Genomic DNA, 23,355 nt, shown 5'->3' with positions numbered 1-23,355 from the left:
TCAGGCGGCGCTGGACGGCCAGTTGACCGGCCCGGCGATGATCGAGTGGCTGGTGAGGGTGCGGCCGAGCACCGACTGCGCCTCGCGGGCCGCCTCGATGATCGCGGGCAGCGACAGGCCGGTGGCCACGCCCATCTCGTGGAACATGCTCACCAGGTCCTCGGTGGCGATGTTGCCGGTCGACCCGGCCGGGACGGGGCAGCCGCCGAGCTCGCCGAAGCTCGACTCGAAGCTGGCGCAGCCGGCTTCCAGCGCGGCGAACGCGTTGGCCAGCCCCTGCCCCCGCGTGTTGTGGAAGTGGGCGGTGACCTCGGTCCCGGGCAGCCGCTCGAGCGCCGCGGTGAAGAACTCGCCGGCGTACGCGGGGTTGGCCATCCCGGTGGTGTCACCGAAGCCGATCTCGGTCGCCCCCGCCTCGGCGAACCGCTCCGCGAGGTCCAGCACCCGCTTCAGCTCGATCCTGCCCTCGTACGGGCAGCCGAAGGAGGTCGCGATGACGGCGGCGCACTTCAGCCCCTCCGCCCGGATCCGGCCGACCATGACGTCGTTGTCGGCCATCGTCTCGTCGACGGTGCGGTTGACGTTCTTCTTGTTGTGCGTCTCCGACGCGGACACGAAGACCGCGACCTCGTGGAAGAGGTGGCGCACCTTCAGCGCGTTGTCCAGCCCCCTGCTGTTCGGGACGAGGACCATGAGCGACACGTCGTCGGGCACGTCGATGCTCTCCAGCACCTGCACGCCGTCGGCAAGCTGCGGGATCACGTCCGGGCGGACGAAGCTGGCCACCTCGATCCGTTTGAAACCGGCCCGGCCCAGGGCGTTGATGAGCCGGACCTTGTTGTCGGTGGCGATGCGTTCCGGTTCGTTCTGGAAACCGTCCCGTGGGCCGACCTCCCGGATGTGCACATGGTCGGGGCGGTGCGTGCTCATTGTTCGGGCTCCTCTCCGTTCTGTGCGGCCCGCTTCGCCGCGGGCCTTACCCGGCTGCTTCAGGACTTCTCCAGGGCGGCCCGCTCGAGGGCTTCCTGATGCTCCGGCGCGGCGATGGCGATCAGGCGCCGGGCTCGTTCCGCGAGGCCACAGCCGCGCAGGTGCGCGGCGCCGTACTCCGTCACGACCACGTCCACGTCCGACCGGGAGGTCGTCACCACGCCCGCCTGAAGAGCCGGCCTGATCGTGGACCGATCCCCGGAGCGCGCGCGCAGCGCGATGATGGAACGGGTCCCGGTCAGTGCCGCCGCCCGCGAGAAGTCGACCTGGCCGCCGACCGCCCCGATCAGGACGCCGCGGCGTACCTCGGCTCCGACCTGCCCGGTCAGGTCGACCTCGATGGCCGAGTTGACCGACACCAGCGAACGCAGCTGGGCCAGCGTCGCCGGGGCGTGCGTGTAGCTGGCGGGGCGGAACTCGACCGGCAGGCTGGCCAGCCGCTCGTACAGCTCGGTGCTGCCGAGCGCCGCGCCGGTGACGATGACACCCCGGTCGATCTCCTTGCGCGCCCCGGTCAGCACGCCCTTGTCGACCAGGCGCAGGATGCCATCGGAGATCATCCCGGAGTGGAAGCCGAGGTCCCGGTGGCCGACAAGGCCATCGAGGACCGCGGACGGGAGCGGGCCGACACCCATCTGGAGGGTGTTCCCGTCCTCGACGAGCTGCGCGACGTTGCGCGCGATGGCCTGGTCCGTGCTGTCCGGCGGGCGTTCGGGCGCCTGCCGCAGCGGACGGTCGGTCTCCACCACGGCCGCGAACCGGCGCAGCGGGATGCGTGGCGTGCCGACGGTCGCCGGCATCCGCTGGTTGATCTCGGCGATCAGCACGGGGGTGTGCGCCACGGCGTCGGCGGCGTAGTCCACGCCGATGCCGAGCGAGCAGGTGCCGTCGGCGTCCGGCGGCGAGACCTGGACGAAGCCGACATCGCGGGGCAGATGCCCCTCGGCGAACATCCGCGGCAGGGCGGAGTAGTGGCACGGCAGCACGTCGAGGCGCCCGGCGCGGCTGAGCACCCGTAACTCGCCCAGACCGCCGTAGGAGACCAGGCGCAGCGCCTCGGGCAGCTCCCGGGTGAGCCGCTCGTCCCAGCTCAGCCCGCAGAAGGCGCGCCGCGGGCCGAGCCGGCCGATCTGGTCGAGCAGCGCGTGCACCAGCGGCTGCGGCTCGGCGCTCGCCTGGCCCCACCAGACGCCGGCACCCGGCGCCAGGTACCTCGTGAGATCGATCATCCGTCGAGCCGCTGCACCAGGGTGGCGGTGCCGAGCCCGCCGCCGCAGCACATCGTGATCAGGCCGAGCTCGGCGTCGCGCCGCTGCAGTTCGGCGAGGATCGTGGCGGTCAGGCGCGAGCCGGTGGCGCCGACGGGATGCCCGAGCGCGATGGCCCCGCCGTTGACGTTGACCCGGTCCATGTCGGGCTTGAGCTCGCGTTCCCAGGCGAGCACCACGGAGCTGAACGCCTCGTTGATCTCGATCAGGTCGATGTCGTCGATCGTGAGCCCGTTGCGCTCGAGCAGCTTGCGCGTGGCGGGGATGGGGCCGGTCAGCATGATGACCGGGTCGACCCCGACCGTGGTCTGGTCGAGGACGCGGGCCCGGACCTTCAGGCCGTGACGCTGCGCGGCCGGGCGGGAGGCGAGCAGCACGGCGGCGGCGCCGTCGGAGATCGGTGACGAGCTGCCGGCCGTGATGCGCCCGTCCTCCGGGCGGAAGGAGGGCTTCAGGCCGGCCAGCGTCTCCAGGTTGGTGCCCGGCCGGATGCTCTGGTCGCTGCTACGGGTCTCCCCCGCCAGTTCCAGGGGCACCATCTCGGCGGCGAAGCGGCCCTCGTCGACCGCCGCGACGGCCAGCTGGTGCGAGCGCACCGCGAACTCGTCCATCTCCGTGCGGCTGATCTGCCAGCGGTCCGCGATCAGCTCGGCGCTCTCGCCCTGGTGGACGAAGGAGTACCGGTCGCGCAGCTGAAGCGGCCACGGGTCGCCGTAGAGCTCGGAGATCCTGCCCGGCGAGTTGATGGGGACGTGCCCCATGTGCTCGACGCCGCCGGCGATGACCACGTCGTGCGTGCCGGAGCCGATCAGCGCGGCCGCCATGGCGAGCGCGGTCTGCGCCGACCCGCAGCGCCGGTCGAGGGTGACGGCGGGCACCTCCGGCGGGTAGCCGGCCTGCAGCCAGGCGTTGCGCCCTATGTTGCGCGACTGCTCGCCGAAGGGCGCCGTACAGCCGATGACGAGGTCCTCGACCACGTCGGGAGCGATACCGCTACGGGCGATCAGCTCGGTGTAACAGGCGGCGAGAATCGCGTTGGGGTGGGTGTCGCGGTACCAGCCCCGCTCCGGGTGCGACCTGCCGATGGGTGTGCGGACGGCCTCCGCTATCAGCACCTCGCGGCCGGTGCGCAGGAAGGGGCTCGTGGTCGTCCTGGTCATCACATCACCGTTCCACCGTCGACGGGCAGCACCTGGCCCGTGATGTACGCGGCCGCGTCGGAGGCGAAGAACACGAAACTGCCGGCGATCTCCGCCGGCTGCGCCCAGCGGCCGAGCGGGATTCTCGCCAGCGTCTTGCTCGCCAGCTTCTCGTTGCTGCGGATGTTCTGCGTCATGGGTGTGGCCGCCAGCGGGGCCAGCGCGTTGACCGTGACGTTGCGCCGCGCGAGCTCCTTGGCCAGCGACTTCGTCAGGCCGATGATGCCGGCCTTCGCCGCCCCGTAGTTGGCCTGCCCGATCGTGCCCTGCAGCCCCGCGGCCGAGGTCACGTTGATGATGCGCCCGCTGCCGTCCTCGGGCAGGTACGGCAGGGCGGCCTGGCTGCACACGAAGCTGCCGACCAGGTGGATGTCGATGATCCGGCGGAACGCCTCCTGGGTGAGGTCGGGGAACATCGCCGGTGCGATCGCGCCGGCGTTGTTGACCAGGATGTGCAGGGTGCCGCCGGCGAGCGCCGCCGCGCGCCGGGCGGCCTCGGCGGCGGCCGTGCCGTCGCGGACGTCGAGGGCGAAGGAGTCCGTCGTGCCCCCGGTGGCGCGGATGCGTTCCGCCACCGACTTCGCCGCCTGTTCGTCGATGTCGGAGACGAGGACCGCGGCACCCGCGGCCGCGAACGCCTCCGCGACCGCCGCCCCGATCCCGCTGCCCGCCCCCGTCACCAGTGCCGAGCGGCCGTGCAAACCGAACATCAGTAGCTCCTGGGCAGACCGAGAACGTGTGGGCCGAGATAGTTCAGGACCATTTCCTGGCTGATCGGGGCGATCCGCAGCAGCCGCGCCTCCCGGAAGTAGCGCGCGACGGGGTACTCCTCGGAGTAGCCCATGCCGCCGTGCGTCTGCAGCGCCCGGTCGGCCGCCTGGAAACCGGCGTCGGCGCACAGGTACTTGGCGGTGTTCGCCTCCCGGGCGCAGGGCTTGCCCTGGTCGTAGAGCCAGGTCGCCTTGCGCAGCACCAGTTCGGCCGCGTCGAGGTGGGCCAGCGAGTCGGCCAGCGGGAACTGCAGGCCCTGGTTCTTGCCGATGGGACGGCCGAACACCTCGCGCTCGTTGCCGTAGCGGACGGCCTGCCGCAGCGCGGCGCGGCCCAGCCCGAGCGCCTCGGCGGCTATCAGCATCCGCTCCGGGTTCAGCCCGTCCAGCAGGTAGCGGAACCCCGCGCCCTCCTCGCCGACCCGGTCCTCCACCGGAACGCGCAGGTCGTCGATGAAGAGCTCGTTCGAGCTGACCGCGTTGCGCCCCATCTTCCTGATCGGCCGGATGTCGACCGCGTTGCGGTCGAGGCTGGTCAGGAAGAGGGTCATGCCGTCGGTCTTCTTCTGCACGTCCTCGTACCTGGTCGTCCGGGTGAGCAGGAGGACCTTCTCGGACTCCAGCGCCTTGGAGATCCACACCTTGCGCCCGTTGACCACGTAGTGGTCGCCGTCCCGGCGGGCGAACGTGGTGATGCGCGTGGTGTCGAGCCCCGCGCCCGGCTCGGTGACCCCGAAGCACACGTGCAGGTCACCGTTGACGATGCGGGGCAGGTTGCGCTGCTTGAGCTCGTCCGAGCCGTGGACGATGACCGGGTGCATCCCGAAGATCGACAGGTGCATCGAGCTCGCGGCGTTCATGCCGCCGCCGGCTGCCGACACCTCCTCAAGCAGGATCGACGCCTCGGTGATGCCGAGGCCGTGACCGCCGTACTCCTCGGGCGTGGTGATCCCTAACCAGCCGCCCTTGGCGAACGCGTCGTAGAACTCGGTCGGGAACTCGTGTGCGGAGTCCTTCTCCAACCAGTACTGGTCGTCAAACTTGCTCGCGAGCTCGGCGACGGCTTTGCGGATCGTCGCCTGGTCCTCTGTCAGGTCGAAGTCCACGGCAGGCCTCCTGTTCGGCCAGGCACGACAGATTTTGGATTGATTGTATCAAAGGACAGACCAAAAAGTTGTATCAGGCGACGGGCAGCAGCGGCAGCGCCGCGGCCAGCCGCTCGTTCCACACGCCCGGCGCGCCGAAGAGCCGTTTGTTCAGCTTCGCCCGCTTGTAGGCGAGCTGCAGCTCGTGCTCCCAGGTGTAGCCGATGGCGCCGTGCATGGTCAGCGCGCTGTCGGCCGCCTGCTCACCGGCGGCCGTGACCTGCGCCTTCGCGGTCGCCGCGTGCAGCGCCGCGTCCTCGTGCCCCTGGTCCACGGACACCGCGGCGAAGTAGACGACGGAGCGGGCGGCCTCGACCGCGACCAGGATGGAGGCGGCCGCGTGCTTCACCGCCTGGAACGAGCCGATCGGGACCCCGAACTGCCGCCGCTGCTTGCTGTACTCCACCGCGAGACGCAGCATGCGCTCCGCGGCCCCGAGGCTGTCGGCGGCGACGAGAACGGCCGCCCGCAGCGCGGCCTGGGCGAGCACCCGCTCGGCGTCGGCGCCCAGCCGCCGGGCGGGGACGTCGGCGAGATCCACGTCCGCCACCGAGCGGCTGCGGTCCAGCAGTTCACGGGCCCTGATCCCCACCCCCTCGGTGCCGGCGTCGACCAGAAACAACGCCCGCCCCGCGGCCGTGCCCGCCGGGACGATCAGCTGCCGGGCGCGGTCCGCGCCGAGCACCGACCGCACGGTGCCGCGCAGGACCCCGCCGTCCCCACCGTCCCCGCCGTCCAGGCCGGCCCGGCCGGCCCCCACCTCGACGACCGGGCCGGGCTCGTCCGGCGGCCTGTCGGCGTCCACGGCAAGAGCCGCGAAGCTGCCGTCGGTGAGCACCGCGGCGGCCCGCTCCGGCAGGACGGTCAGCGCCTCGACGGCGAGCACCGACGCCGTCCACGCGCTGGACGGTGCGCTGTGCCGCCCCAGCCGCTCGGCCGTGAGCGCGAGCTCCAGCAGGCCACCGCCCTGGCCGCCGTACTCCTGCGCGAACCCCACGGCCAGCCAGCCGTCCGAGACGAGAAGCCCCTCGAACGTGGCGGCGTCACCGGCGCCGAGCCAGCCGTGCACGGTATCGGCGGGGGCGAAACGGTCCAGCCACTCGCCCAACGAGTCCCGGAACATCTCCTGCTCGTCGGCCAGATCCCACCGCATGCCCGCTCCTGTAATGCTCGTCCATGACTGCCCTGTGCACGATGTTCGGATGGTAACTTAGGTCTGACCAATAGACCATCGATAGAGAGAATCACATGGCCGACGCGTTGAAGAAGGATCGATCGGCGATCCGGCTCGCTCCCATGGAGGTCCCCAAGGCATCGGACGTGCTGGCGAACGAGCTTCGCGAGCGCATCCTCACCGGCGAGTTCACCGAGGACACACCGCTTCCACCAGAGCGTGAGCTGGTCACGCAGACCCGGATGAGCCGTTCAACCGTCCGGGAGGCCCTGCGCATCCTTGAGGTTCAGGGCCTGGTCCGGATCAAGGCCGGTCGGGCCGGTGGCGCCTTTGTCCAGCGGCCGAGCAAGGACGCGGTCGAGACCTCGGTGAGCCTGGTGATCAGAGGCCAGCAGATCCGGCTGGCCGCGCTGCTGGAGACCCGCGAGGCCATCGAGCCGTTCTGCGCCCAGCTCGCCGCCCGGTACCGCACGGAGGACGACCTGAAGGTGCTCGATGCCGCCAACGAGGCCATCGCCGACACCGGCAGCACGCTGGCGGCGTTCCTGCAGGCCAACGTCGACTGGCACGTGGGCGTGGCCACCGCCAGCCACAACGAGTTGCTGATCGGCCTCATGACCGCCCTGTCGCGGGCGATCTACACGGCCACCGAGAACGAGCGGTTCATCAACGACGAGGTACGACGGCTGGCGGCGAAGGCGCACGTGTCCATCACCAGGGCCATTCGCGCGCGGGACCCCGAGGCCGCGGTACGCCGGATGAACCGTCACGTCCACTCCTACGCCCAGGCGGTCCTCGAGGTCGAGGAACGCACCGAGATATCGGTTCCCAACAACGGGGCGTGACAGGCTCTCGTCAGCCTGCCACGGCCCCGTCGTCACACACCGGTCCATACCGGGCTCAGGCGTCCAGCCCGACCGCCGCGCGGATCTCCTCCACCGCGTCCGGGTTCTCCGCGCCGGAGAGGTCCCCGGGATCCCGGCCCAGGGCCGCCGCCCGCACCGCGCGCCGCAGTATCTTCGCCGACCGCGTCTTGGGCAGTTGCGACACCCGCCGGACCAGCCCCGGGGCGAAGGGCTTGCCGAGCTCGGCCGCGACCATCTCCCGCAGCTGCGCCGAGACGTCCTCGGTCGCGTCCGGACGGGGGACCCAGAACGCCCAGACGGCCTCGCCCTTCTTCGGGTCCGGGACGCCGACCGCCGCCGCCTCGGCCACCGCCGGATGGGTGATCATGACCGATTCGACCTCCGCCGGTGCCAGCCGCTTGCCCGCCACGTTCATGACGTCATCGGAGCGGCCCAGGATGAACCACTGCCCGTCCTTGTCGACCAGGGCGAAGTCGCCGTGGCGCCACAGGCCGGGGAAGGTCGACCAGTACGCCTCCAGATAGCGGGCCTCGTCCCGCCACACCCCGCGCGTCATCGCCGGCCACGGCTGCCGGCACACCAGCTCGCCGACCTCGCCGCGCACCGGCTGCGCCCGGTCGTCGACCACGTCGACGTCCATGCCCAGCGACGGGCCGCCCAGCGAACAGCTGCGGATGGGCTCGACCGGGTACGGCGCGAGGAAGGATCCGCCGACCTCGGTGCCGCCCGAGAAGTTGATGACCGGGACCCGCCCGCCGAAGACGTCCCTGGCCAGCCACTCGTAGGAGTCGGGGTCCCAGGGCTCGCCCGTCGAGCCGAGCACGCGCACCGACGACAGGTCGAAGCCGTCCAGCGAGATCTTCTCGCTGGAGCGCAGCGTGCGGATCAGCGTCGGCGAGACCCCGAGCATGGTGACGCGGTGGCGGTCCACCAGGTCCCACAGGCGGTTGGTGTCGGGCACGTCGGGCGAGCCCTCGTAGAGCAGCAGCGTCGCGCCGTTGGCGTGCGTCCCGAAGATCGACAACGGGCCCATGATCCAGCCCATGTCGGTCACCCAGCAGAACACGCCCCCCGGGCCGACGTCGAAGGAGTAGGCGACCTCGCTGGCCACCTTCACCAGGAAGCCGGCATGGGTGTGGACGGCGCCCTTGGGCCGGCCCGTCGTCCCGGAGGTGTACGCCAGCAGCAGGGTGTCGGTCGCCCGCAGCGCCTCGGCCTCGCCAGCGCCATCCGGGCCGGTGAGCAGGTCGCTCCACCGGACATCCCTGGTCGCGGAGATCTCCGGGGCGTCGTCGAGGTTGCCGACGACGACGACGTGCTCCACCGTCGGGCAGGACCGCAGCGCCTCGTCGAGCAGCGGTTTCATGGCCACCGCGCGGCGGCGCCGGACGGTGCCGTCGGCGACGATGACCGCCTTGGCGTCGGCGTCCTGGATACGGGAGGCGATGGCCGAGGGCGCGAACCCGGAGAACAGCGGCACCAGGACCGCGCCGATGCGGGCGGCCGCGTAGGAGGCGACGACGGCCTCGGGGATCATCGGCAGGAACAGGGCGACCGCGTCGCCCCTGCCGATCCCGAGCCGGCGCAGGCCGGCACTGACCCGCTCCACCTGCCGGGTGAGCTCACGGTAGGTCACCGTCGTGGTCGTGCCGTCCTCGGCCGCGTGGATGACGGCCGGCCGGTTCGCGACCTGCTCGTCGCCGTCCCAGCGCCCCAGGCAGGCGTCGACGATGTTGAGCTCGCCGCCCACGAACCAGTCGGGATGCTCGATGCCCGCGGAGAGGTCGACCACCCGCGAGTACGGCGTGCGGAAGGGCAGGCCCAGGTCCTTGACCACGGCGTCCCAGTACCAGCCGATGTCGCGCACCGAGCGCTCGCGCAGCTCGGCCAGTGACGACAGGCCGTGTGCCCGCACCAGCCGGGTGACGTTGGCGTTCTCGATGTACTCGGAGGTGGGGGTCCAGGTGTACCCGGTCCCGGTGTGCTCGGTCCCAGTGTGCTCGGTCACGGTCAGCTCCGGGGCATGTTGAGGATACGCTCGGCGACGATGTTGCGTTGGATGAAGGTGGATCCGCCGGCGATCGCGGTGCCGCGGGCCTGGTAGGCCAGCCGGAGCCAGCGCGTGCTGTCCAGTTCCTTGTCGTCCGGGGAGAACTGGCCGCCCAGCGGCTCCAGGGAGAGCCGGAAGTCCGCCAGGTCCTCGACGAGCGGGCAGAAGTAGAGCTTGCCGATCGAGGTGACCGGCCCGGGCGGGCCGTCGGCGGCGGCGAGCGTGACCACCCGCTGGCCGATGAGATAGTGGATCAGGGCGCGCCCGTAGAGGTCGGCGACCTTCTGGCGGACCGCCGGGTCCGCCCCCAGCGGGCGCCCGTCGTCGCCGGTGCGCTGGCTGATGTCGGTGATGATGTCGTCGACGGCGCGCTTGGTGTTCACCCGGCCGGTGGCGATGGCGACCCGCTCGTAGGACAGCGTGGCCATCGCGACCCGCCAGCCGCCGTCCACCTCGCCGACGACCCGGTCGTCCGGGACGAAGACGTCGTCGAGGAAGACCTCGTTGAACTCGGCCTCACCCAGCATGTGCGCGAGCGGGCGGATGGTGACGCCGTCGGCGTCCATCGGCAGCAGGAAGTAGGTGATGCCCTTGTGGCGCGGCCCGCCGCCGGTGCGCGCGAGCAGGATGCCGTTGGCGGCGAGGTGCGCCCGGCTGGTCCAGATCTTCTGGCCCTGCAGCCGCCAGCCGCCGTCAGCCCTGGTCGCCCTGGTCCGCAACGACGCCAGGTCCGAGCCGGCCTCCGGCTCGGAGAAGAGCTGGCACCAGATCTCCTCGCCGGTGAGGATCGGCCGCAGGAAGCGTTCCTTCTGCTCGTCCGTGCCGAACTCGATGATCGTCGGGCCGGCGAGATCCTCACCGATGATGTTCAGCCGTTCGGGGACGCCGGCGCGGTCGGCCTCCTCGGTGAAGATCGCGCGTATTTTCGCGTCGGCGCCACCGCCGCCGTACTCCTTCGGCCACGACAGCCCGGCATAACCGGCGTCGAACAGCAGACGTTGCCACTGCTGCCAGAACGGAAGCTTCTCGACCAGATCGGCCGGCTCCGGCCAGGGAAGGCGCGGAAGTGCCGTCGCCAGCCATTCCCGGACCTCGGTGCGGAAGTGTCGTTCCCCTGGCGAGTCCGCAAGATCCATGCTTGCACCCCTCATCCGCGATTGATGCGATGGTACTATAGGTCAGACCGAAAAGGGGTTTTCACGATGACCACTCGTACGATGACTGCTCGTACGATGACCACTCGTACGATGACCACTCGTACGATGACTGCTCGCGCGGCCGCCACCCGCACGGTGGCGGCTTTCACGGCGGCGGGGAACAACGGGTGAGCGACGGGAAACTCGTCGGCACGGTCGTGGACGAGGTCGCCTTCGACGTCGAGCGCGGCAAGATCTGGGAGTTCGCCCGGGCGACGTTCACCACGGACCCCGTGCACACGGACGCGGACGCCGCGCGCGCCGCGGGTTTCGACGATCTGCTGGCCACCCCGACCCATGTCGTCGCCGTCGGGCACTGGCGTGACCAGCGCGCCTTCGTCGACCGGCTCGGCCTGGCCCTCGAGCGCGTGGTCGTGGGCTCGGTGCGCTGGCAGTACCTGCGCCCGCTGCGGGCCGGGGACTCGCTGCGCGCCGTGCGCCGCGTCGTCGGTGACGAACGCCGTGCCGGGAAACGCGGCGGCTCCATGCGCGTCGTGACCCTGGAGACCGAGTATGTCGACGCCACGGGAACACCGGTCGTCCGGCAGCGGGACGTGCTCATCGAGCGAGGAAAAAGCGCATGAGTCAACCCATCCGGGCCAGGCGGCCCGTTCGGGCCGCGGTCGGGGACACCCATCCGGCCCGGGAGATCGGGCCGCTCACGCAGACCGACATCGTGCGTTTCGCCGGCGCCGGCGGCGATTTCAACCCGCTGCACCACGACCCCGAGTTCGTGCGCTCAAGCGGCTTTCCCGGTGTCATCTCGATGGGGCAGCTACAGGCCGGGATACTGGCCGGCTGGCTGTCGGACTGGCTCGGCGTGGAACACCTGCGGGAATTCGAGGTGCGCTTCGTCGCCCCGGTTTTCCTGGGTGACGTCCTGCGCCTGTCCGGCGAAATCGTCGGCATCGTCGCGATCGACGGGCCGGGCCCCGGCCCGGCCGACGGGCCGGACGCGGAGTCGGCCGTCGCGCCGGCCGCCGAGTCGGTCGCCGAGATCGCCCTGTCGGTGCGCCGGGGTGACGACACGGTGGTACGGGCCAGCGCGAAGGCCGTCGTCGCCTCGTCCTGAGGTCGCCTCGACCCGGCACCGCGCCGGCCCACCCACGCCGGCGGCCACCACCGGTGGCCGCCGCGCCGGCACCGGGGCGTCTCCCGCGGGTCTCCGCTCGGCTTTGAGCCGGACCCGCGGGAGGCACCCCGGCTCACACCCCGAGCTTCTCGGCCTTGAGCTTCTCGGCGATGTCGGTGCGCAGGACGTGCTTCTGGACCTTGCCCGTCGCGGTCATCGGCAGCTGTGGAACGGTCTCCAGGCGCTCGGGCACCTTCTGGATGGCCAGCCCCCGCTCGAGCAGATAGGTCCGTACGTCCTCGAGCGTCAGCGGCTCGTGCCCCGCGGCGAGCACGAGGTAGCCGCACAGCCGCTCCCCCAGCCGCTCGTCCGGCATCCCGACGACCGCGACGTCGCTGATGGCCGGGTGGGCGGTGAGCAGGTCCTCGACCTGGCGGACGCTGATGTTCATGCCACCGCGGATGACGATGTCCTTCAGCCGGCCGGTCACCCGGACATAGCCGTCGGCGTCCATGACCCCGAGGTCGCCGGAGCGCGAGTAGCCGTCCGGGGTGAACAGGGCGGCGGTCTCCTGGGGGTTGTTGATGTACCCGAGCATGTGGCTGGGCCCGCGGAAGGCGATGTCGCCCTCCTGGCCGCGCGGCACCTCGTGGCCCGTCTCGTCGACGATCCTGACCGAGGTGCCGGGCAGCGCCGACCCGTCGGAGGTGACCGAACGGGCCGGGTCGTCGTCCGCCGTGCACATGGTGCTCACGGCGTTCTCGGTACGGCCGTAGAGGCTCAGTATCTGGCAGTTCGGCAGCAGGTCACGGGCCTGTTCCACGAAGGGGCCCGGTATGGGTGCGCCCGCGCAGACCCAGATCCGCAGGCTGGCGGGATCGTGCTGGTCGGGGTCGTAGACGTCGATGAGCATCTGCAGGAACGTCGTCGCGGTCACCGCGACCGTACAGCCGAACTCGCCGATCTGCCGCAGCCCCGCGCGGGGCTCCCACACGTCCATCAGATGGGACGCGGCACCGTAGATCAACGGTATGAGCAGGCTCGTGATGAACCCCGTCGTGTGTGTTATCGGCGACGGACCGAACTGGACGTCGGACTGGCGGTAGCCGAGGCCCCTGCCGAGCAGCCGCGAGCCGGCGGCGAAGGTGTTGAAGGTGTGCAGGCAGCCCTTGGGGCTGGACGTCGTGCCCGAGCTGTAGACGATCACGAAGGGGTCGTCGGCGCCGGCACCCGCGCCGATCTCCTCGGCCGTGGGCACCGGGCCGGAGCCCGTCAGCAGCGACTCGAAGGGGATCACCGTGTCGCGCTCGCCGGCGCCGCTCCCCCGCACTACGACGATCTTCTCCAGGGCCGGGCTGTCGACCTGGAGCTTGGTGTACATGTCGAGGTAGTCGAACTTCCTGAACTTCTCGCTGGTGATGGCCACCCGGACGCCGCCGTCGCGCAGGATGTAGCCGACCTCCTCGTTCCGGTAGATCGGCATGATCGGTATCGCGACGGCGCCGATCCGCGCCAGCGCCACCACGGCCTGCGTGAACTCCGCCCAGTTGGGGAGCTGGACGCTGACGCGGTCCCCCCTGCCGATGCCCAGGCGCCGCAGGCCGGCCGCGAGGCGTAACCCGCTGTCCCGCAGTTCCCGGTAGGTCAGGGACGTGCTGCCGTCCGTGACGAAGACCTTGTCGGGCTGCTGGGAGACCTGCGCGTCCAGGACGTCGGACAGGGTTTCCTCACGCCATACACCGGTGGCGTAGCAGGTGGCGATGTCGTCGTGCGAGTAGCGGTCCGTCACCGTCGTGAACGTCATCGTGATCTTCCTCGTCGTCAACAGCTACCGTGCCTCAAGTCACACTATTTCAGTCAACCTTAGAATGGTTAGACCAAAAAGGCAACGAGTAGGAACCGGTCGCCGACGGCGGGTCAGAACCGGACGATCATCGCATCTTCCACTCGGGAGCCCGCTTCTCCCGGAACGCCCGCACCCCCTCGACGAGGTCCTCGGTGGTGAAGGCCAGCGCGAGCTGGGCCTGCAGCACGTCCAGCGCCTCGCCGAGCGCGAGGTCCCGGGTGGCGTTGATGGCGTCCTTGCCGAGCCTGATCAGCAGCGGGGACTTCGACGCCACCTTGCGCGCCCAGGCGCCCACAGCGTCGCCGAACTCGGCGTCGGGCACCACCGCGTTCACAATGCCCAGGTCACGGGCTTCCGAAGCGCTGATGAGCTCACCGAGCAGCATCAGCTCGTTGGCCTTGAGCCGACCGACGTTGCGGTAGATGAGAGCCGAGATCATGAAGGGGAACGCACCCACGTTGATCTCCGGACAGCCGAACCGGACCGACTCCTTCGCGATCACCAGGTCGCAGGCCAGCGCCAGCCCGAACGCCCCCGCGAGCACGTCACCGTTGGCGGCGCAGATCACCGGCTTGCCCAGGGCCCCGATCAGCTTGAACAGGCGCGGGAAGCGGTCGAGCCCGGCGTACTTGGTGATCGTCGGACGGTCGTCGGCGAACGCCTTGAGGTTGCCGCCCGCGGAGAAGATCCGCTCATGCGACGAGGTGAGCACCGCGACCCGCACGCCGGTGTCGTTCCTTGCCTCCTCCAGCGCGGCGAGGAGATCGTCGAGGAGCTCGTCGCTGAGCGCGTTGCGGGTCTCCGGGTGATCCAGCGTCACGACGGCGACCCCGTGGTCGTCGACCTCGTAACGGACGAGCTTGTCTGCCATTGGCTGTTGTCCCTTCCCGGTCCGGGGTGTTCAGTCCTGCGTCAGGACGATCTTGCCGAACCCGCCGCCCCGCTCGAGGTACTGATGCGCCCGGTCGGCCTGGTCGAGCGGGAAGACCCGGTCGATGACCGGGGGCGCCACCCGCCGGGACGACAGCAGCTCCAGCAGCCCGGCGAAGTCGCGGGGACCACCCATTGTGGTACCGAGCAGGTCGAACTGCCCGAAATAGAAGTGCCGCACGTCGATGCGCGCCTCCTGCGCGCGCGACGCGCCGAGGACCACCAGCCGGCCGCCCGGCCGCAGCGCCCGGATCGACTCCTGCCAGGTGCCCACCGAGTCCAGCACGAGGTCGAAGCCCTGCCCCGCGGGTGAGAGCTCCTTCGCCGCCGATGGCCAGTCGGGCTCGGTGTAGAGCACGCCACCGCCGGCCCCGAGCCCCCGGGCAGAATCGATCTTGTCGGCCGAGGACGAGGTGACCACCACCGAGGCGCCGATGCCGGCCGCGAGGCCGACCGCCATCGTGGCGACACCGCCACCGGCGCCGAGCACCAGGGCGGACTCCCCGGCCCGCAGCCGGCCGCGGGTGAACAGCGCGCGATAGGTGGTCAGCCCCACCAGCGGCAGGGCCGCCGCCTGCGGCCAGCTGAGCCCGGCGGGCTTCGGCACCACGCACTCGACGGGCACCCGCACCAGCTCGGCGTAGGTGCCCGGCCGGTGGTCGCCGAGGATCTCCCAGGCCGCGCCCGGCGCGCTGTCGTCCTCGCCCCACCACAGCGAGGGCACGATCACCACTTCCTCGCCGGTGTCCACCTGCACGCCCGCGCCGTCCGCGCCGGGCACGTGCGGCAGCGGGGAATGGTACCTGCCCTGCCGGACCAGCACGTCGTGCCAGTTCAGGGCACTGGCCCGCAGCCGCACCGTGACCCACCCGGGCTCCGGCCGCGGGTCGGGGAAGTCGGTGAGCCGCAGGTTGCCCGCCGGGCCGAACTCGTGGAGGACAACCGCGCGCACCCTGCCTCCAGGACTCCCCGAAAAGGTCTGACCATTTTGACCCTAGTGCCGGGAGCCGCGAGGGCGCAAGCAGCCCCGCTACAGGTGGTTCTGGCCGATCGTCAGGCGCAGGTACTGGGAGATGGCCTCCGCGCGGTTCTCCGCGCCCAGCTTGCGCAGGATGCGCTTCACATGCGACTTCACGGTGCCGTTGGTGATCACGAGTTTCTCGGCGATCCGGTTGTTCGTCGCGCCCGTCGCCATCAGCGTCAGTACCTCGAGCTCGCGGCCTGTAAGAGATTCGATCTTCGACGAGCGCGCGGTGTGCAGCATCCTGGTGGGCCGGGTGGCGGCCAGCGCGGTGACGTGCTCCCGGCTGGCGAGATCGATCTCGGCGCCGGCGAGGTCGTCCAGCACCGACTCGACGGTCTGCATCGCGCTGCGCACCTGCTCGCGCTGGTCACGCAGCCGCGCCAGCAGCACGGCGCGTTCGAAGATCTGCCCGAACGCCTCGGCGAAGGCCCACAGGATGTCGCGGTCGAGGGCGGACGCCTGCTCGGCCTTGTAGTCCGCGTGCAGGAACCCGATCACCCGGCCGGTCGGCATGAGCGGCGCCGCGACATAGGAGCGCAGCTCGGAGGCGTCCAGCAGCGGACGGTAGACCCGCCGGTCGTGCGCGCCGTCGGTGACCAGCGCCGGCTCGCACCGGCGCACCATCTCGCTCTCGAGCAGCAGATGGTCGAGAGGGATCTCCGGGATGGCACTGATCCACTTCCGGAAGGTCCGCTCCACCTCCTGGTCGGTGACCGCGTAGCTCTTCCACGGCCGCCACACCGAGCCCTCGACCCGCGAGAGCATCACCCGGTCGAAACCGCAGCTGTGCACGACCGACTCGCACACGCGGTTCAGCAGCTCGTCCGGATCATGTACTTTCCGCAGCTGAGCCAGGCCGGCGTCGAGCATGTCCAGGCGCTCCAGGCGCTCGTGGACGAGAAAGTCGTGGATCTCGTAGCGGATGGTGTGCAGCCCCGCCAGCGCCGTGCTCACGTTGACGAGCGAGGCACCGTCCGGGTACTTCGCGGGCGAGACGAGCCGGTCACGGAGCAGGCCACCCATGACCGCGAGCTGCCCGTCGACACCGCTGAGGCCGTCCGCGGGCCGGGGGGCGACGTCCTGCTCCGGGCCTCCGACCAGCTGACCGGCTGTCACCAGTAGTTCACGCGCACGACGCGTCAGGTCAGGCCGCCGACGCGCCCCGACGGGAACCATCGTGTCCGCGGCGTCCCGGGGGCCTCTTCCCTTCGGTGGAGTCATCGTTGCCAGATCCAGTTCGTAAGGGCCTACCGCACCGGCCTGCGCACCGAACCGGTGAGGCGTGTGGCATGTAAGTCTAGGCCCGGCCGATCGGTTCAGGCCTGACCAGTCAGACCTGACCAGCTGGACCTGACCGGTCAGGCCTGACCGGTGGCCGCGGCCGACGAGCGTCCCGGACCGCCCGCCCTGCCCCGTCGCATCGCGGCCCGCCCGCCGGCGCCGGCGCGCCGTCGGCCCGCCCGGCTCTGCGGCCAGGGGCTCCCGGCGGTGACAGACAAGCCCACCGAAGTACATGATCGTGGGTGTCTGGCGACAGCTGGGACAGCACGCGGCGGCGATAAAAAAGAACCACCGAGGGGACCACGCTGTCGACGGTTCGCGGGACCGGCCCGCGGGCGGGGCCTCGAGCGGCGCGAAGACGCAGGTCAGGGGCGTGCGGGCAGGCCCGCGAGGCCACCCGCGCGGGCAGCCCGCGCCGGTACGGACGGGCTTTTCAGAAGGAGAAAGCCGGAAGAAGGCATCGTGAATGCCTCCGTGAACCACGACCTGCGTGCCGGGCATGGGCAGTGCCCGCCACTCGCCCGGCACTTGCTTGCTACTTGCTTGCTACTTGCTTGCTTGTAGCACCCATGCTCTTCAACCTTGCGGACGACGCCGACCAGGTGACATTGTTGTATAGCCGACCGGATGACGGCCTGCGTTCTTCCGTACAACGCGCGGCATCGCTGTGCCCGATGCCCGCCATCGTGATCGAGGAGTGAACCGGTGCGCCCAGCCGTTGCCGAAGCCGTTCCGGCCGGTCCGTACATGGTGGTGTCCCCGCTCGCGGCCCAAAGCCGGGCCTGACGAACAAGGATGTGCGCTGTGCGAAGCACCATGCAGGACTTCCCTCTGACAGTGCGTTCGATAGTGGCGCACGGCACCTCGGTCCACGGGGATCACGGCGCGCGGACCGTGCTCGAGCCCGGCCGGGTCGGCCGCGTCACGTACGCGGAGACCGGTGCACGGGCCGCCCGGCTGGCAGGCGCCCTGCGCCGGCTCGGCGTCGTCGGGGACCAGCGGGTGGCGACCTTCCAGTGGAGCAACCAGCAGCACCTTGAGGCGTACGCGGCCGTACCGGCGATGGGGGCCGTGCTGCACACGCTGAACATCCGGCTGGCCGCCGACCAGGTGGCCTACATCGCCAACCACGCCGAGGACCAGGTCATCATCGTTGACGACTCCCTGATCCCGCTGCTGGCCGGGGCCCTGCCGAAGATAGACAGCGTGCACACGGTGCTGGTGAACGGCAACGGGGACGTCGCCGCCCTGGAGGGTTCCGGTAAGCAGATTCTCCGGTACGAGGAGGTCCTTGCCGCCGAGTCCGAGGAATTCGGCTGGCCGGCCGTTGACGAACGCGACGCGGCTTCGATGTGCTACACCAGTGGCACGACGGGCAACCCCAAGGGAGTGGTTTACAGCCACCGGTCGCTGTGGTTACATTCGCAGGCCGCCTGCACCGCGCAGGGTTTCAGCATCAACGCCGACGACACGATTCTCACCATCGTGCCGATGTTCCACGCCAATGCCTGGGGCCTGCCGTATGCCGCTCTGATGAGCGGTGCCAATCTGCTGTTGCCCGGGCCCTTCCTGCAGGCCGCGACGCTGGTCAGGACCATCGACCGGGAACGCCCGACCGTGTCGGGGGCCGTTCCCACCATCTGGAACGACATCCTCAACCACCTGCGGAGCAGCCCTGGGGCCGACCTGTCCTCGTTGCGCCTGGTGCTGTGCGGCGGATCGGCGGTGCCGCGCTCGTTGATGGAGGCCTTCGACAAGGAGTTCGGCGTCCGGATCCTGCACGCCTGGGGCATGACGGAGACCTCGCCGCTGGCGGCGATCGCCCGGCCGCCGGCCGGCCTCGACGAAGAGGAGACGATGCGGTTCCGGGTCACCCAGGGCAGGCCGATCGCGGGCGTGGATCTTCGTATCGTCGACGACAACGGCGTCGAGCTGCCCGCGGACGGGAAGTCGATCGGCGAGCTCGAGGTCCGCGGGCCCTGGGTCACCGGGGGCTACTACCGCGACGACGACCCGGAGAAGTTCCACGACGGCTGGCTGCGCACGGGCGACATCGGCAGGGTCGACCCCCTGCACTACGTCACGTTGACCGACCGGACGAAGGACGTCATCAAGTCGGGCGGCGAGTGGATCTCCTCGGTCGAGCTGGAGAACACGATCATCGGCCATCCGGACGTGCTCCAGGCCGCCGTCATCGGCGTGCCCGACGAGAGGTGGCAGGAGCGCCCGCTCGCGGTCGTGGTGCTGCGGGAGGAAGCGAGCGCGAGCGCCGAGGAGCTACGGGCCTGGCTGACGGGCCGGGTCGCGAAGTGGTGGCTGCCGGAGAACTGGTCGTTCGTGGACGCCGTCCCGCTGACGGCGACCGGCAAGTACGACAAGAAGGTGCTGCGCCGTCAGCACGCGGAACAGCTTCTGACAGTGCAGACCATCTGACACCGTCAGCGTGAAGTACAGGTATACCGCGAGGTACGGGTATACCTGTGAAGTACTGATATACCGAGATGGCGGGACGGCCGGCGGGAAGCAGGGGCTCGTGAGGCGGGCCTCCCGTCCCGGGGCCAGGGGCACGCGGTGTCAGGGGTCATCCCTGGCGCCGCGGCCCGCTCCGCCCCGTTCGCCCGCTCTGTCCGTTCGCTCCCCCGCCGCCCGCGGGAGGCCGGGACGGGGCTCTGCCGCAACGGGAAGAGGCATGCGTCGCGGGCCGGCCGCGTGCAACAGCCGCGCAGCTGGCTCCACCGTGTCACGTCGCGTCGTGAGAAGCCCGGCGACGACCCGATGACCCGGCTCGCCCAGGGCGAGCGGACGATGAGACCGCGACGGCCCGTTCACGTCCAACGTGATCTTACTTTAAGCAAGAAAATCAACTCGACAAGCAACATTTATGATCTTATAAGCCGTTGATTCGGCAGGATCCGCTACGAATCGGTACTTCTGCGTACGGCGTGCACGCTACCCTCTTTGGAAAAGAAGCTCGGTCGCGTTCGCATGGGTGACCCAGTGGGCCAGTCAGCCGTATGGTTTGGCGCGTCCGTAACACGGCCGAGCGACAGAGATCGACAGAACGTGCCAAGGCCGGACTTTGACTTATGATCTGCCAGGCGGCCAGCGTTGGGCGCCTGGCAGTCGAGGAGGCTCATCGTGCCCACCGGGGATATCAGGTGCCACGGGAGAAACCGCAGACCGATGACCGGCGACCGCATACGCCAGGGGTCGATCTCCGACCGGACGGTGAGCGAGGTACTCGCCATCATCGACAAGGCCCAGACACTCCTGTGCTCCCAGCATCTGCCCGACGCCACGGAGATCAACGACTTACCCGCCGCCAGCAGCGCGCTGGAAACCGTCTGGAACGGCGTGTGCGCGGCCGCGGCCGGCGACCGCGCCACCGCCGACCAGCTGGCCGGCGCCGATGACCTGCTGCCACTGCTCATCCAGCTGAAGAACACCGACGACGACGTCCGCGAGGAACACGCCCACCACCACTCCAGCACGATCCGTAATGTTCAGAACGCTCTCGGTCGATTACACCCGTTCTCCTCGGTATCCGAACTGATCGAGGCAACCCCGGGCATCGTGTGCACGATGGGGTTCGACCGGGCGGTCATGTCACGTATCAACGAGTCGATCTGGGTACCCGAGACGGTGTACGTCGAGGGGGACAGGGAATGGGCCCAGGCCATCGCGCAGGCCGGGCAGGACCATCCACAGAGGCTCGTGCCCCCCTTGTTCGAGACGGAGATCGTACGGCGGAGACGGCCGCTCATCGTCACCAACGTCCAGGACGAGACACGGGTCCACCGGGCGATGGTCGATGCGGCCCGCGTCAGGAGCTATGTCGCGGTACCGATCACGGCCTCCTCCCACGTGATCGGCTTCCTGCACGCCGACCGCTACTTCCACGGCGACGCGCTCGCCGACTTCGACCGGGACATCCTGGCAATCTTCGCCGAAGGCCTGGGCTACGCGCTGGAGCGCGCGGTCCTTCTCGACCGCCTGGCCCAGATGCGCACCGAGATGCTGCGCTACACCGCCGGGCTGACGGCGACGATGAACGACATCGAGGAGCCGATCAGGTTCGGCTCGTACGGGATGGCCAACGGATTCACCCGGCCCGTACGCCCGCTCCACGACGACCCCTGGCCCACGGACTCCCGTCTGACCAGGCGCGAGATCGACGTGCTCAGGCTGATGGCCGCCGGCAACACCAACGCGCGCATCGCCGACCGGTTGATCATCTCCGAGGGGACCGTGAAGTCCCACGTCAAGCACATCCTGCGCAAGCTGAACGCGGCCAGCCGAACCGAAGCGGTGTCGATCTGGCTGCACGGCGAGCGGGAGGCGTCCTGAACCGCCGGGAACAGCCGCCGCGCCGGCGACAGGCGAACGACCGGCGACCGGCGACCGGCGCACCACACCTGCCCGGCAACGCACCGGAGTGTGGACGGGCCGACGCCGTCCGCAGCACCGTCGCGACCACCACGAGCCGTGATCATCCGATCAGGCCGGTGGGTGCTGCGCCCAGGCGGCCGGCAGCGTCTCTCCCATACCCGGGATCCGGGCGCGGGAGGGACGGGGCGTCACTGCCGGTGACATCGGCAGGCCGCTAAGAGCGCCGGGCACCCGCCGACGGCTCCCCCGGTTCCCGGTGACGGCCTGCCCGGCCGTCACGGTCGTGTCGCCGGGCCCGCCGCGGCGTCGACCGAGGCCCGCGGGAGGACCGGGGCGTCGCGCCCCGTCCCGAGGGAACCGCCCGGCCGGCCGGCCGCGGAACCCGCGCCCTCCTCGTGGTACTCCTCCTCGACGTTGACCGACCAGACGTCGTGGGCCGTGCCGGTGGCGATGTTCTCGGCGGTGAGCATCGCGGTGAGCATCGAATGGTCCTGGTTGTTGTACCGGAACATCCCGTTGCGGCCGACCGGGTGGACGTTGGTGGCGTGCTCGGCGAGCCAGCCGCGGATCACGTCGACGTTCGCCCGGTAACGGTCGTCGTAGATGGGGTACGCCTTGCCCTGGCGGACCACATATCCCGCCTCGACGTCCTCGTAGTCGACAAGGCCGAGCTTGGCCAGCTCCCGCCTGCCCTGTTCGATGAGCTCGTCGTCGGGGGCCGTCCAGGCGGCGTCGCTCTCGAAGACCGTGTACTCCAGGCCGAGCACGTTACGGCCGTCCTTGACCAGGAACGGCGACCAGGAACCGAAGTTCTGGATGCGCATGGTCCGCACCTGCGGGTCGTGGATGTAGATCCAGTTGTCCTCCCAGGGCACCTTGCCGGCGGGCACCACGAGCGCGACGGTGATGAAGTCCCGGTAGCGCAGGTCGCGCGCGGCCCGCGCGACAGCGGCCGGGACGGGCGGGTCCATCGCCGTGATCAGCTCGGAGATCGGCATGGACGACACGACGTCGGTACAGGGGTAGACGGTGGTTCCCCCGTCACCGTCGCGTGCGACGACCGCCGTCGCACGGCCATCGGCGTGCCTGACGCCCACCACGGTCGTGTTCATCACCACCTTGCTGCCGGCGGCGGTGACCTTGTCGCGGCAGACCTCCCACATCATCCCGGGGCCGTACTTGGGGTACTGGAACTCCTCGATCAGCGAAGTGATCTTCTTCTGGTTGCGGCGCGGCGAGACCGCGTTGACGATGGCGTTCGCCAGCGACAGGCTCTTGACCCGCTGGGCGGCCCAGTCGGCCGGCATCTCGCTGACCGGCACCCCCCAGACCTTCTCGGTGTAGGTCTTGAAGAAGGTGCGGTAGAGACGCCAGCCGAACCGGGCGACCAGCCAGCTCTCGTAGTCCGTCTGATCCTTCGGCGGCCGGGCCCTGGCCCACAGGTACGAGCCGACGCACCGGGCGGCCTCGGCCGGGCCGAGGTTGCGCAACGCGTTCCCGGCGCTGATCGGATAGTCGTAGTAGGCGCCGTTGTAGAAGATCCGGCTCTTGCGCGGCCGCAGCAGGAAGTCGGCGTCGCCGAGGATCTCGTGCCAGAGCTCCTCGACCGCCCGGACCTTGGTGAAGAACCGGTGGCCGCCGATGTCGAACCGCCAGCCGTCGCGCTCGACCGTCCGGGAGATGCCGCCGACCTGGTCGTCCGCCTCGAGGATGGTGGAGGCGATCCCGTACTTGTGCAGCTGGAAGGCCGCGCTCAGACCCGCTGGACCGGCGCCTATCACCAGGATCTCGCGACCGGGTTCCGCGGGCGGCGTTGAAAGCTCGGTCATGGGATGCAACGGCTCCTTGATGGCTGAAGGGGACGATTCCTGCGGCTGGCTACCCGGCGATGCCGGTCACCCTGCGCTGGCCAGCCCGCGGTGGCTACGTGGTGTGATATAGCGGCCACGGTCTGATCGGGGATCGCCATCTTCGATGACCGTTCCCACGCCGCCCGCAATGATCACGCTTTCCATCTTCACCAGAGTAGAGAGTAGATAGTCCACGTGGGCGGGAGGACGGCGGGTCTCACCATGGCCCGCCCGGGTGGTTCCGCACGGGCCCACTCGGCCCGTGCGGCCGGGCGGCTGCGGCCTCGGTCGCTGCGGCCTCGGTC

Annotated in this window: 19 protein-coding genes; 6 read left to right on the top strand and 13 right to left on the bottom strand. The window is 70.2% G+C overall.

Annotation, left to right across the window (positions count from 1 at the left end):
* The 6 genes from AC5LUJ_RS00110 to AC5LUJ_RS00085 form a co-directional block, all read right to left on the bottom strand.
* On the bottom strand, window positions 1-930 hold the full coding sequence (locus tag AC5LUJ_RS00110; RefSeq protein ID WP_250290994.1) for a hydroxymethylglutaryl-CoA lyase: 930 nt from the start codon (window positions 928-930) through the stop codon (window positions 1-3).
* A 59-nt stretch (window positions 931-989) separates the two neighbouring features.
* Complete coding sequence (locus tag AC5LUJ_RS00105) at window positions 990-2,219, bottom strand: acetyl-CoA hydrolase/transferase family protein (protein ID WP_493464286.1); 1,230 nt, start codon at window positions 2,217-2,219, stop codon at window positions 990-992.
* Window positions 2,216-3,418: a thiolase family protein gene (locus tag AC5LUJ_RS00100; protein WP_250280843.1), complete on the bottom strand. Its 1,203-nt coding sequence runs from the start codon at window positions 3,416-3,418 to the stop codon at window positions 2,216-2,218. The genes AC5LUJ_RS00105 and AC5LUJ_RS00100 overlap by 4 nt, the downstream gene beginning before the upstream one ends.
* Window positions 3,418-4,167 (bottom strand): SDR family NAD(P)-dependent oxidoreductase, encoded by a 750-nt coding sequence (locus tag AC5LUJ_RS00095; RefSeq protein WP_250280845.1) that lies wholly within the window; start codon window positions 4,165-4,167, stop codon window positions 3,418-3,420. The genes AC5LUJ_RS00100 and AC5LUJ_RS00095 overlap by 1 nt, the downstream gene beginning before the upstream one ends.
* Window positions 4,167-5,333 carry an acyl-CoA dehydrogenase family protein gene (locus AC5LUJ_RS00090; RefSeq protein WP_250280847.1) on the bottom strand — a complete coding sequence of 389 codons (1,167 nt, stop codon included), beginning with the start codon at window positions 5,331-5,333 and terminating at the stop codon, window positions 4,167-4,169. The genes AC5LUJ_RS00095 and AC5LUJ_RS00090 overlap by 1 nt, the downstream gene beginning before the upstream one ends.
* A 73-nt stretch (window positions 5,334-5,406) precedes the next feature.
* Window positions 5,407-6,525 (bottom strand): acyl-CoA dehydrogenase family protein, encoded by a 1,119-nt coding sequence (locus tag AC5LUJ_RS00085; protein WP_250280850.1) that lies wholly within the window; start codon window positions 6,523-6,525, stop codon window positions 5,407-5,409.
* A 95-nt stretch (window positions 6,526-6,620) separates the two neighbouring features.
* Between AC5LUJ_RS00085 and AC5LUJ_RS00080 the strand changes: the two genes are divergently transcribed.
* On the top strand, window positions 6,621-7,391 hold the full coding sequence (locus AC5LUJ_RS00080; protein WP_047223273.1) for a FadR/GntR family transcriptional regulator: 771 nt from the start codon (window positions 6,621-6,623) through the stop codon (window positions 7,389-7,391).
* 55 nt (window positions 7,392-7,446) lie between these two features.
* Here AC5LUJ_RS00080 and AC5LUJ_RS00075 read toward each other — a convergent pair whose 3' ends face one another.
* Window positions 7,447-9,420 (bottom strand): AMP-binding protein, encoded by a 1,974-nt coding sequence (locus AC5LUJ_RS00075; protein ID WP_493464285.1) that lies wholly within the window; start codon window positions 9,418-9,420, stop codon window positions 7,447-7,449.
* Window positions 9,421-9,422: 2 nt separating this feature from the next.
* On the bottom strand, window positions 9,423-10,598 hold the full coding sequence (locus tag AC5LUJ_RS00070) for an acyl-CoA dehydrogenase family protein (protein ID WP_250280854.1): 1,176 nt from the start codon (window positions 10,596-10,598) through the stop codon (window positions 9,423-9,425).
* 188 nt (window positions 10,599-10,786) lie between these two features.
* Between AC5LUJ_RS00070 and AC5LUJ_RS00065 the strand changes: the two genes are divergently transcribed.
* Together AC5LUJ_RS00065 and AC5LUJ_RS00060 are read left to right on the top strand one after the other, a co-directional pair.
* The gene (locus AC5LUJ_RS00065) at window positions 10,787-11,242 is read left to right on the top strand and encodes an FAS1-like dehydratase domain-containing protein (RefSeq protein WP_250280855.1); all 456 of its coding nucleotides are present in this window, start codon (window positions 10,787-10,789) and stop codon (window positions 11,240-11,242) included.
* Window positions 11,239-11,730 (top strand): MaoC/PaaZ C-terminal domain-containing protein, encoded by a 492-nt coding sequence (locus AC5LUJ_RS00060; protein WP_250280857.1) that lies wholly within the window; start codon window positions 11,239-11,241, stop codon window positions 11,728-11,730. The genes AC5LUJ_RS00065 and AC5LUJ_RS00060 overlap by 4 nt, the downstream gene beginning before the upstream one ends.
* Before the next feature lie 133 nt (window positions 11,731-11,863).
* Here AC5LUJ_RS00060 and AC5LUJ_RS00055 read toward each other — a convergent pair whose 3' ends face one another.
* The 4 genes from AC5LUJ_RS00055 to AC5LUJ_RS00040 form a co-directional block, all read right to left on the bottom strand.
* A complete protein-coding gene (locus AC5LUJ_RS00055) occupies window positions 11,864-13,534 on the bottom strand; it encodes an AMP-binding protein (RefSeq protein WP_250280859.1) in 1,671 nt (556 codons plus the stop codon).
* 127 nt (window positions 13,535-13,661) lie between these two features.
* Entirely contained in the window at window positions 13,662-14,447 is a 786-nt protein-coding gene (locus AC5LUJ_RS00050) for an enoyl-CoA hydratase/isomerase family protein (protein WP_250280861.1), read from the bottom strand.
* Window positions 14,448-14,477: 30 nt separating this feature from the next.
* Entirely contained in the window at window positions 14,478-15,458 is a 981-nt protein-coding gene (locus tag AC5LUJ_RS00045; protein ID WP_250280863.1) for a quinone oxidoreductase family protein, read from the bottom strand.
* Window positions 15,459-15,536: 78 nt separating this feature from the next.
* Window positions 15,537-16,646 (bottom strand): LuxR C-terminal-related transcriptional regulator, encoded by a 1,110-nt coding sequence (locus tag AC5LUJ_RS00040; protein WP_250280865.1) that lies wholly within the window; start codon window positions 16,644-16,646, stop codon window positions 15,537-15,539.
* Window positions 16,647-17,380: 734 nt separating this feature from the next.
* Between AC5LUJ_RS00040 and AC5LUJ_RS00035 the strand changes: the two genes are divergently transcribed.
* From AC5LUJ_RS00035 to AC5LUJ_RS00025, 3 genes are all read left to right on the top strand, one after another.
* Entirely contained in the window at window positions 17,381-17,512 is a 132-nt protein-coding gene (locus tag AC5LUJ_RS00035) for a hypothetical protein (RefSeq protein WP_445548342.1), read from the top strand.
* Window positions 17,513-17,606: 94 nt separating this feature from the next.
* Window positions 17,607-19,244: a long-chain fatty acid--CoA ligase gene (locus tag AC5LUJ_RS00030; RefSeq protein ID WP_250280866.1), complete on the top strand. Its 1,638-nt coding sequence runs from the start codon at window positions 17,607-17,609 to the stop codon at window positions 19,242-19,244.
* A 750-nt stretch (window positions 19,245-19,994) separates the two neighbouring features.
* Window positions 19,995-21,158, top strand: coding sequence for a LuxR C-terminal-related transcriptional regulator (locus tag AC5LUJ_RS00025; protein WP_250280867.1), 1,164 nt, complete (start codon window positions 19,995-19,997; stop codon window positions 21,156-21,158).
* A 317-nt stretch (window positions 21,159-21,475) separates the two neighbouring features.
* On the opposite strand, the gene AC5LUJ_RS00020 is transcribed toward AC5LUJ_RS00025, so the two are convergent.
* Window positions 21,476-23,029: an NAD(P)/FAD-dependent oxidoreductase gene (locus AC5LUJ_RS00020; RefSeq protein WP_250280868.1), complete on the bottom strand. Its 1,554-nt coding sequence runs from the start codon at window positions 23,027-23,029 to the stop codon at window positions 21,476-21,478.
* Window positions 23,030-23,355 lie beyond the last annotated feature (326 nt).

This window comes from Protofrankia sp. CiP1_Cm_nod3 (genome assembly GCF_982290655.1).
Note: the sequence above shows the minus strand (reverse complement) of the source record. Positions and strands in the feature narration are given on the sequence as shown.

Bases quoted from the DNA above. Each gene is read 5' to 3' on its own strand.
- AC5LUJ_RS00080 (WP_047223273.1), top strand. From the start codon at position 6,621: ATGGCCGACGCGTTGAAGAAGGATCGATCGGCGATCCGGCTCGCTCCC.
- AC5LUJ_RS00105 (WP_493464286.1), bottom strand. From the start codon at position 2,219: ATGATCGATCTCACGAGGTACCTGGCGCCGGGTGCCGGCGTCTGGTGG.
- AC5LUJ_RS00070 (WP_250280854.1), bottom strand. From the start codon at position 10,598: ATGGATCTTGCGGACTCGCCAGGGGAACGACACTTCCGCACCGAGGTC.
- AC5LUJ_RS00055 (WP_250280859.1), bottom strand. From the start codon at position 13,534: ATGACGTTCACGACGGTGACGGACCGCTACTCGCACGACGACATCGCC.
- AC5LUJ_RS00050 (WP_250280861.1), bottom strand. From the start codon at position 14,447: ATGGCAGACAAGCTCGTCCGTTACGAGGTCGACGACCACGGGGTCGCC.
- AC5LUJ_RS00020 (WP_250280868.1), bottom strand. From the start codon at position 23,029: ATGACCGAGCTTTCAACGCCGCCCGCGGAACCCGGTCGCGAGATCCTG.
- AC5LUJ_RS00060 (WP_250280857.1), top strand. From the start codon at position 11,239: ATGAGTCAACCCATCCGGGCCAGGCGGCCCGTTCGGGCCGCGGTCGGG.
- AC5LUJ_RS00095 (WP_250280845.1), bottom strand. From the start codon at position 4,167: ATGTTCGGTTTGCACGGCCGCTCGGCACTGGTGACGGGGGCGGGCAGC.
- AC5LUJ_RS00100 (WP_250280843.1), bottom strand. From the start codon at position 3,418: ATGACCAGGACGACCACGAGCCCCTTCCTGCGCACCGGCCGCGAGGTG.
- AC5LUJ_RS00025 (WP_250280867.1), top strand. From the start codon at position 19,995: ATGACCGGCGACCGCATACGCCAGGGGTCGATCTCCGACCGGACGGTG.
- AC5LUJ_RS00035 (WP_445548342.1), top strand. From the start codon at position 17,381: ATGCTCTTCAACCTTGCGGACGACGCCGACCAGGTGACATTGTTGTAT.
- AC5LUJ_RS00030 (WP_250280866.1), top strand. From the start codon at position 17,607: ATGTGCGCTGTGCGAAGCACCATGCAGGACTTCCCTCTGACAGTGCGT.
- AC5LUJ_RS00110 (WP_250290994.1), bottom strand. From the start codon at position 930: ATGAGCACGCACCGCCCCGACCATGTGCACATCCGGGAGGTCGGCCCA.
- AC5LUJ_RS00085 (WP_250280850.1), bottom strand. From the start codon at position 6,525: ATGCGGTGGGATCTGGCCGACGAGCAGGAGATGTTCCGGGACTCGTTG.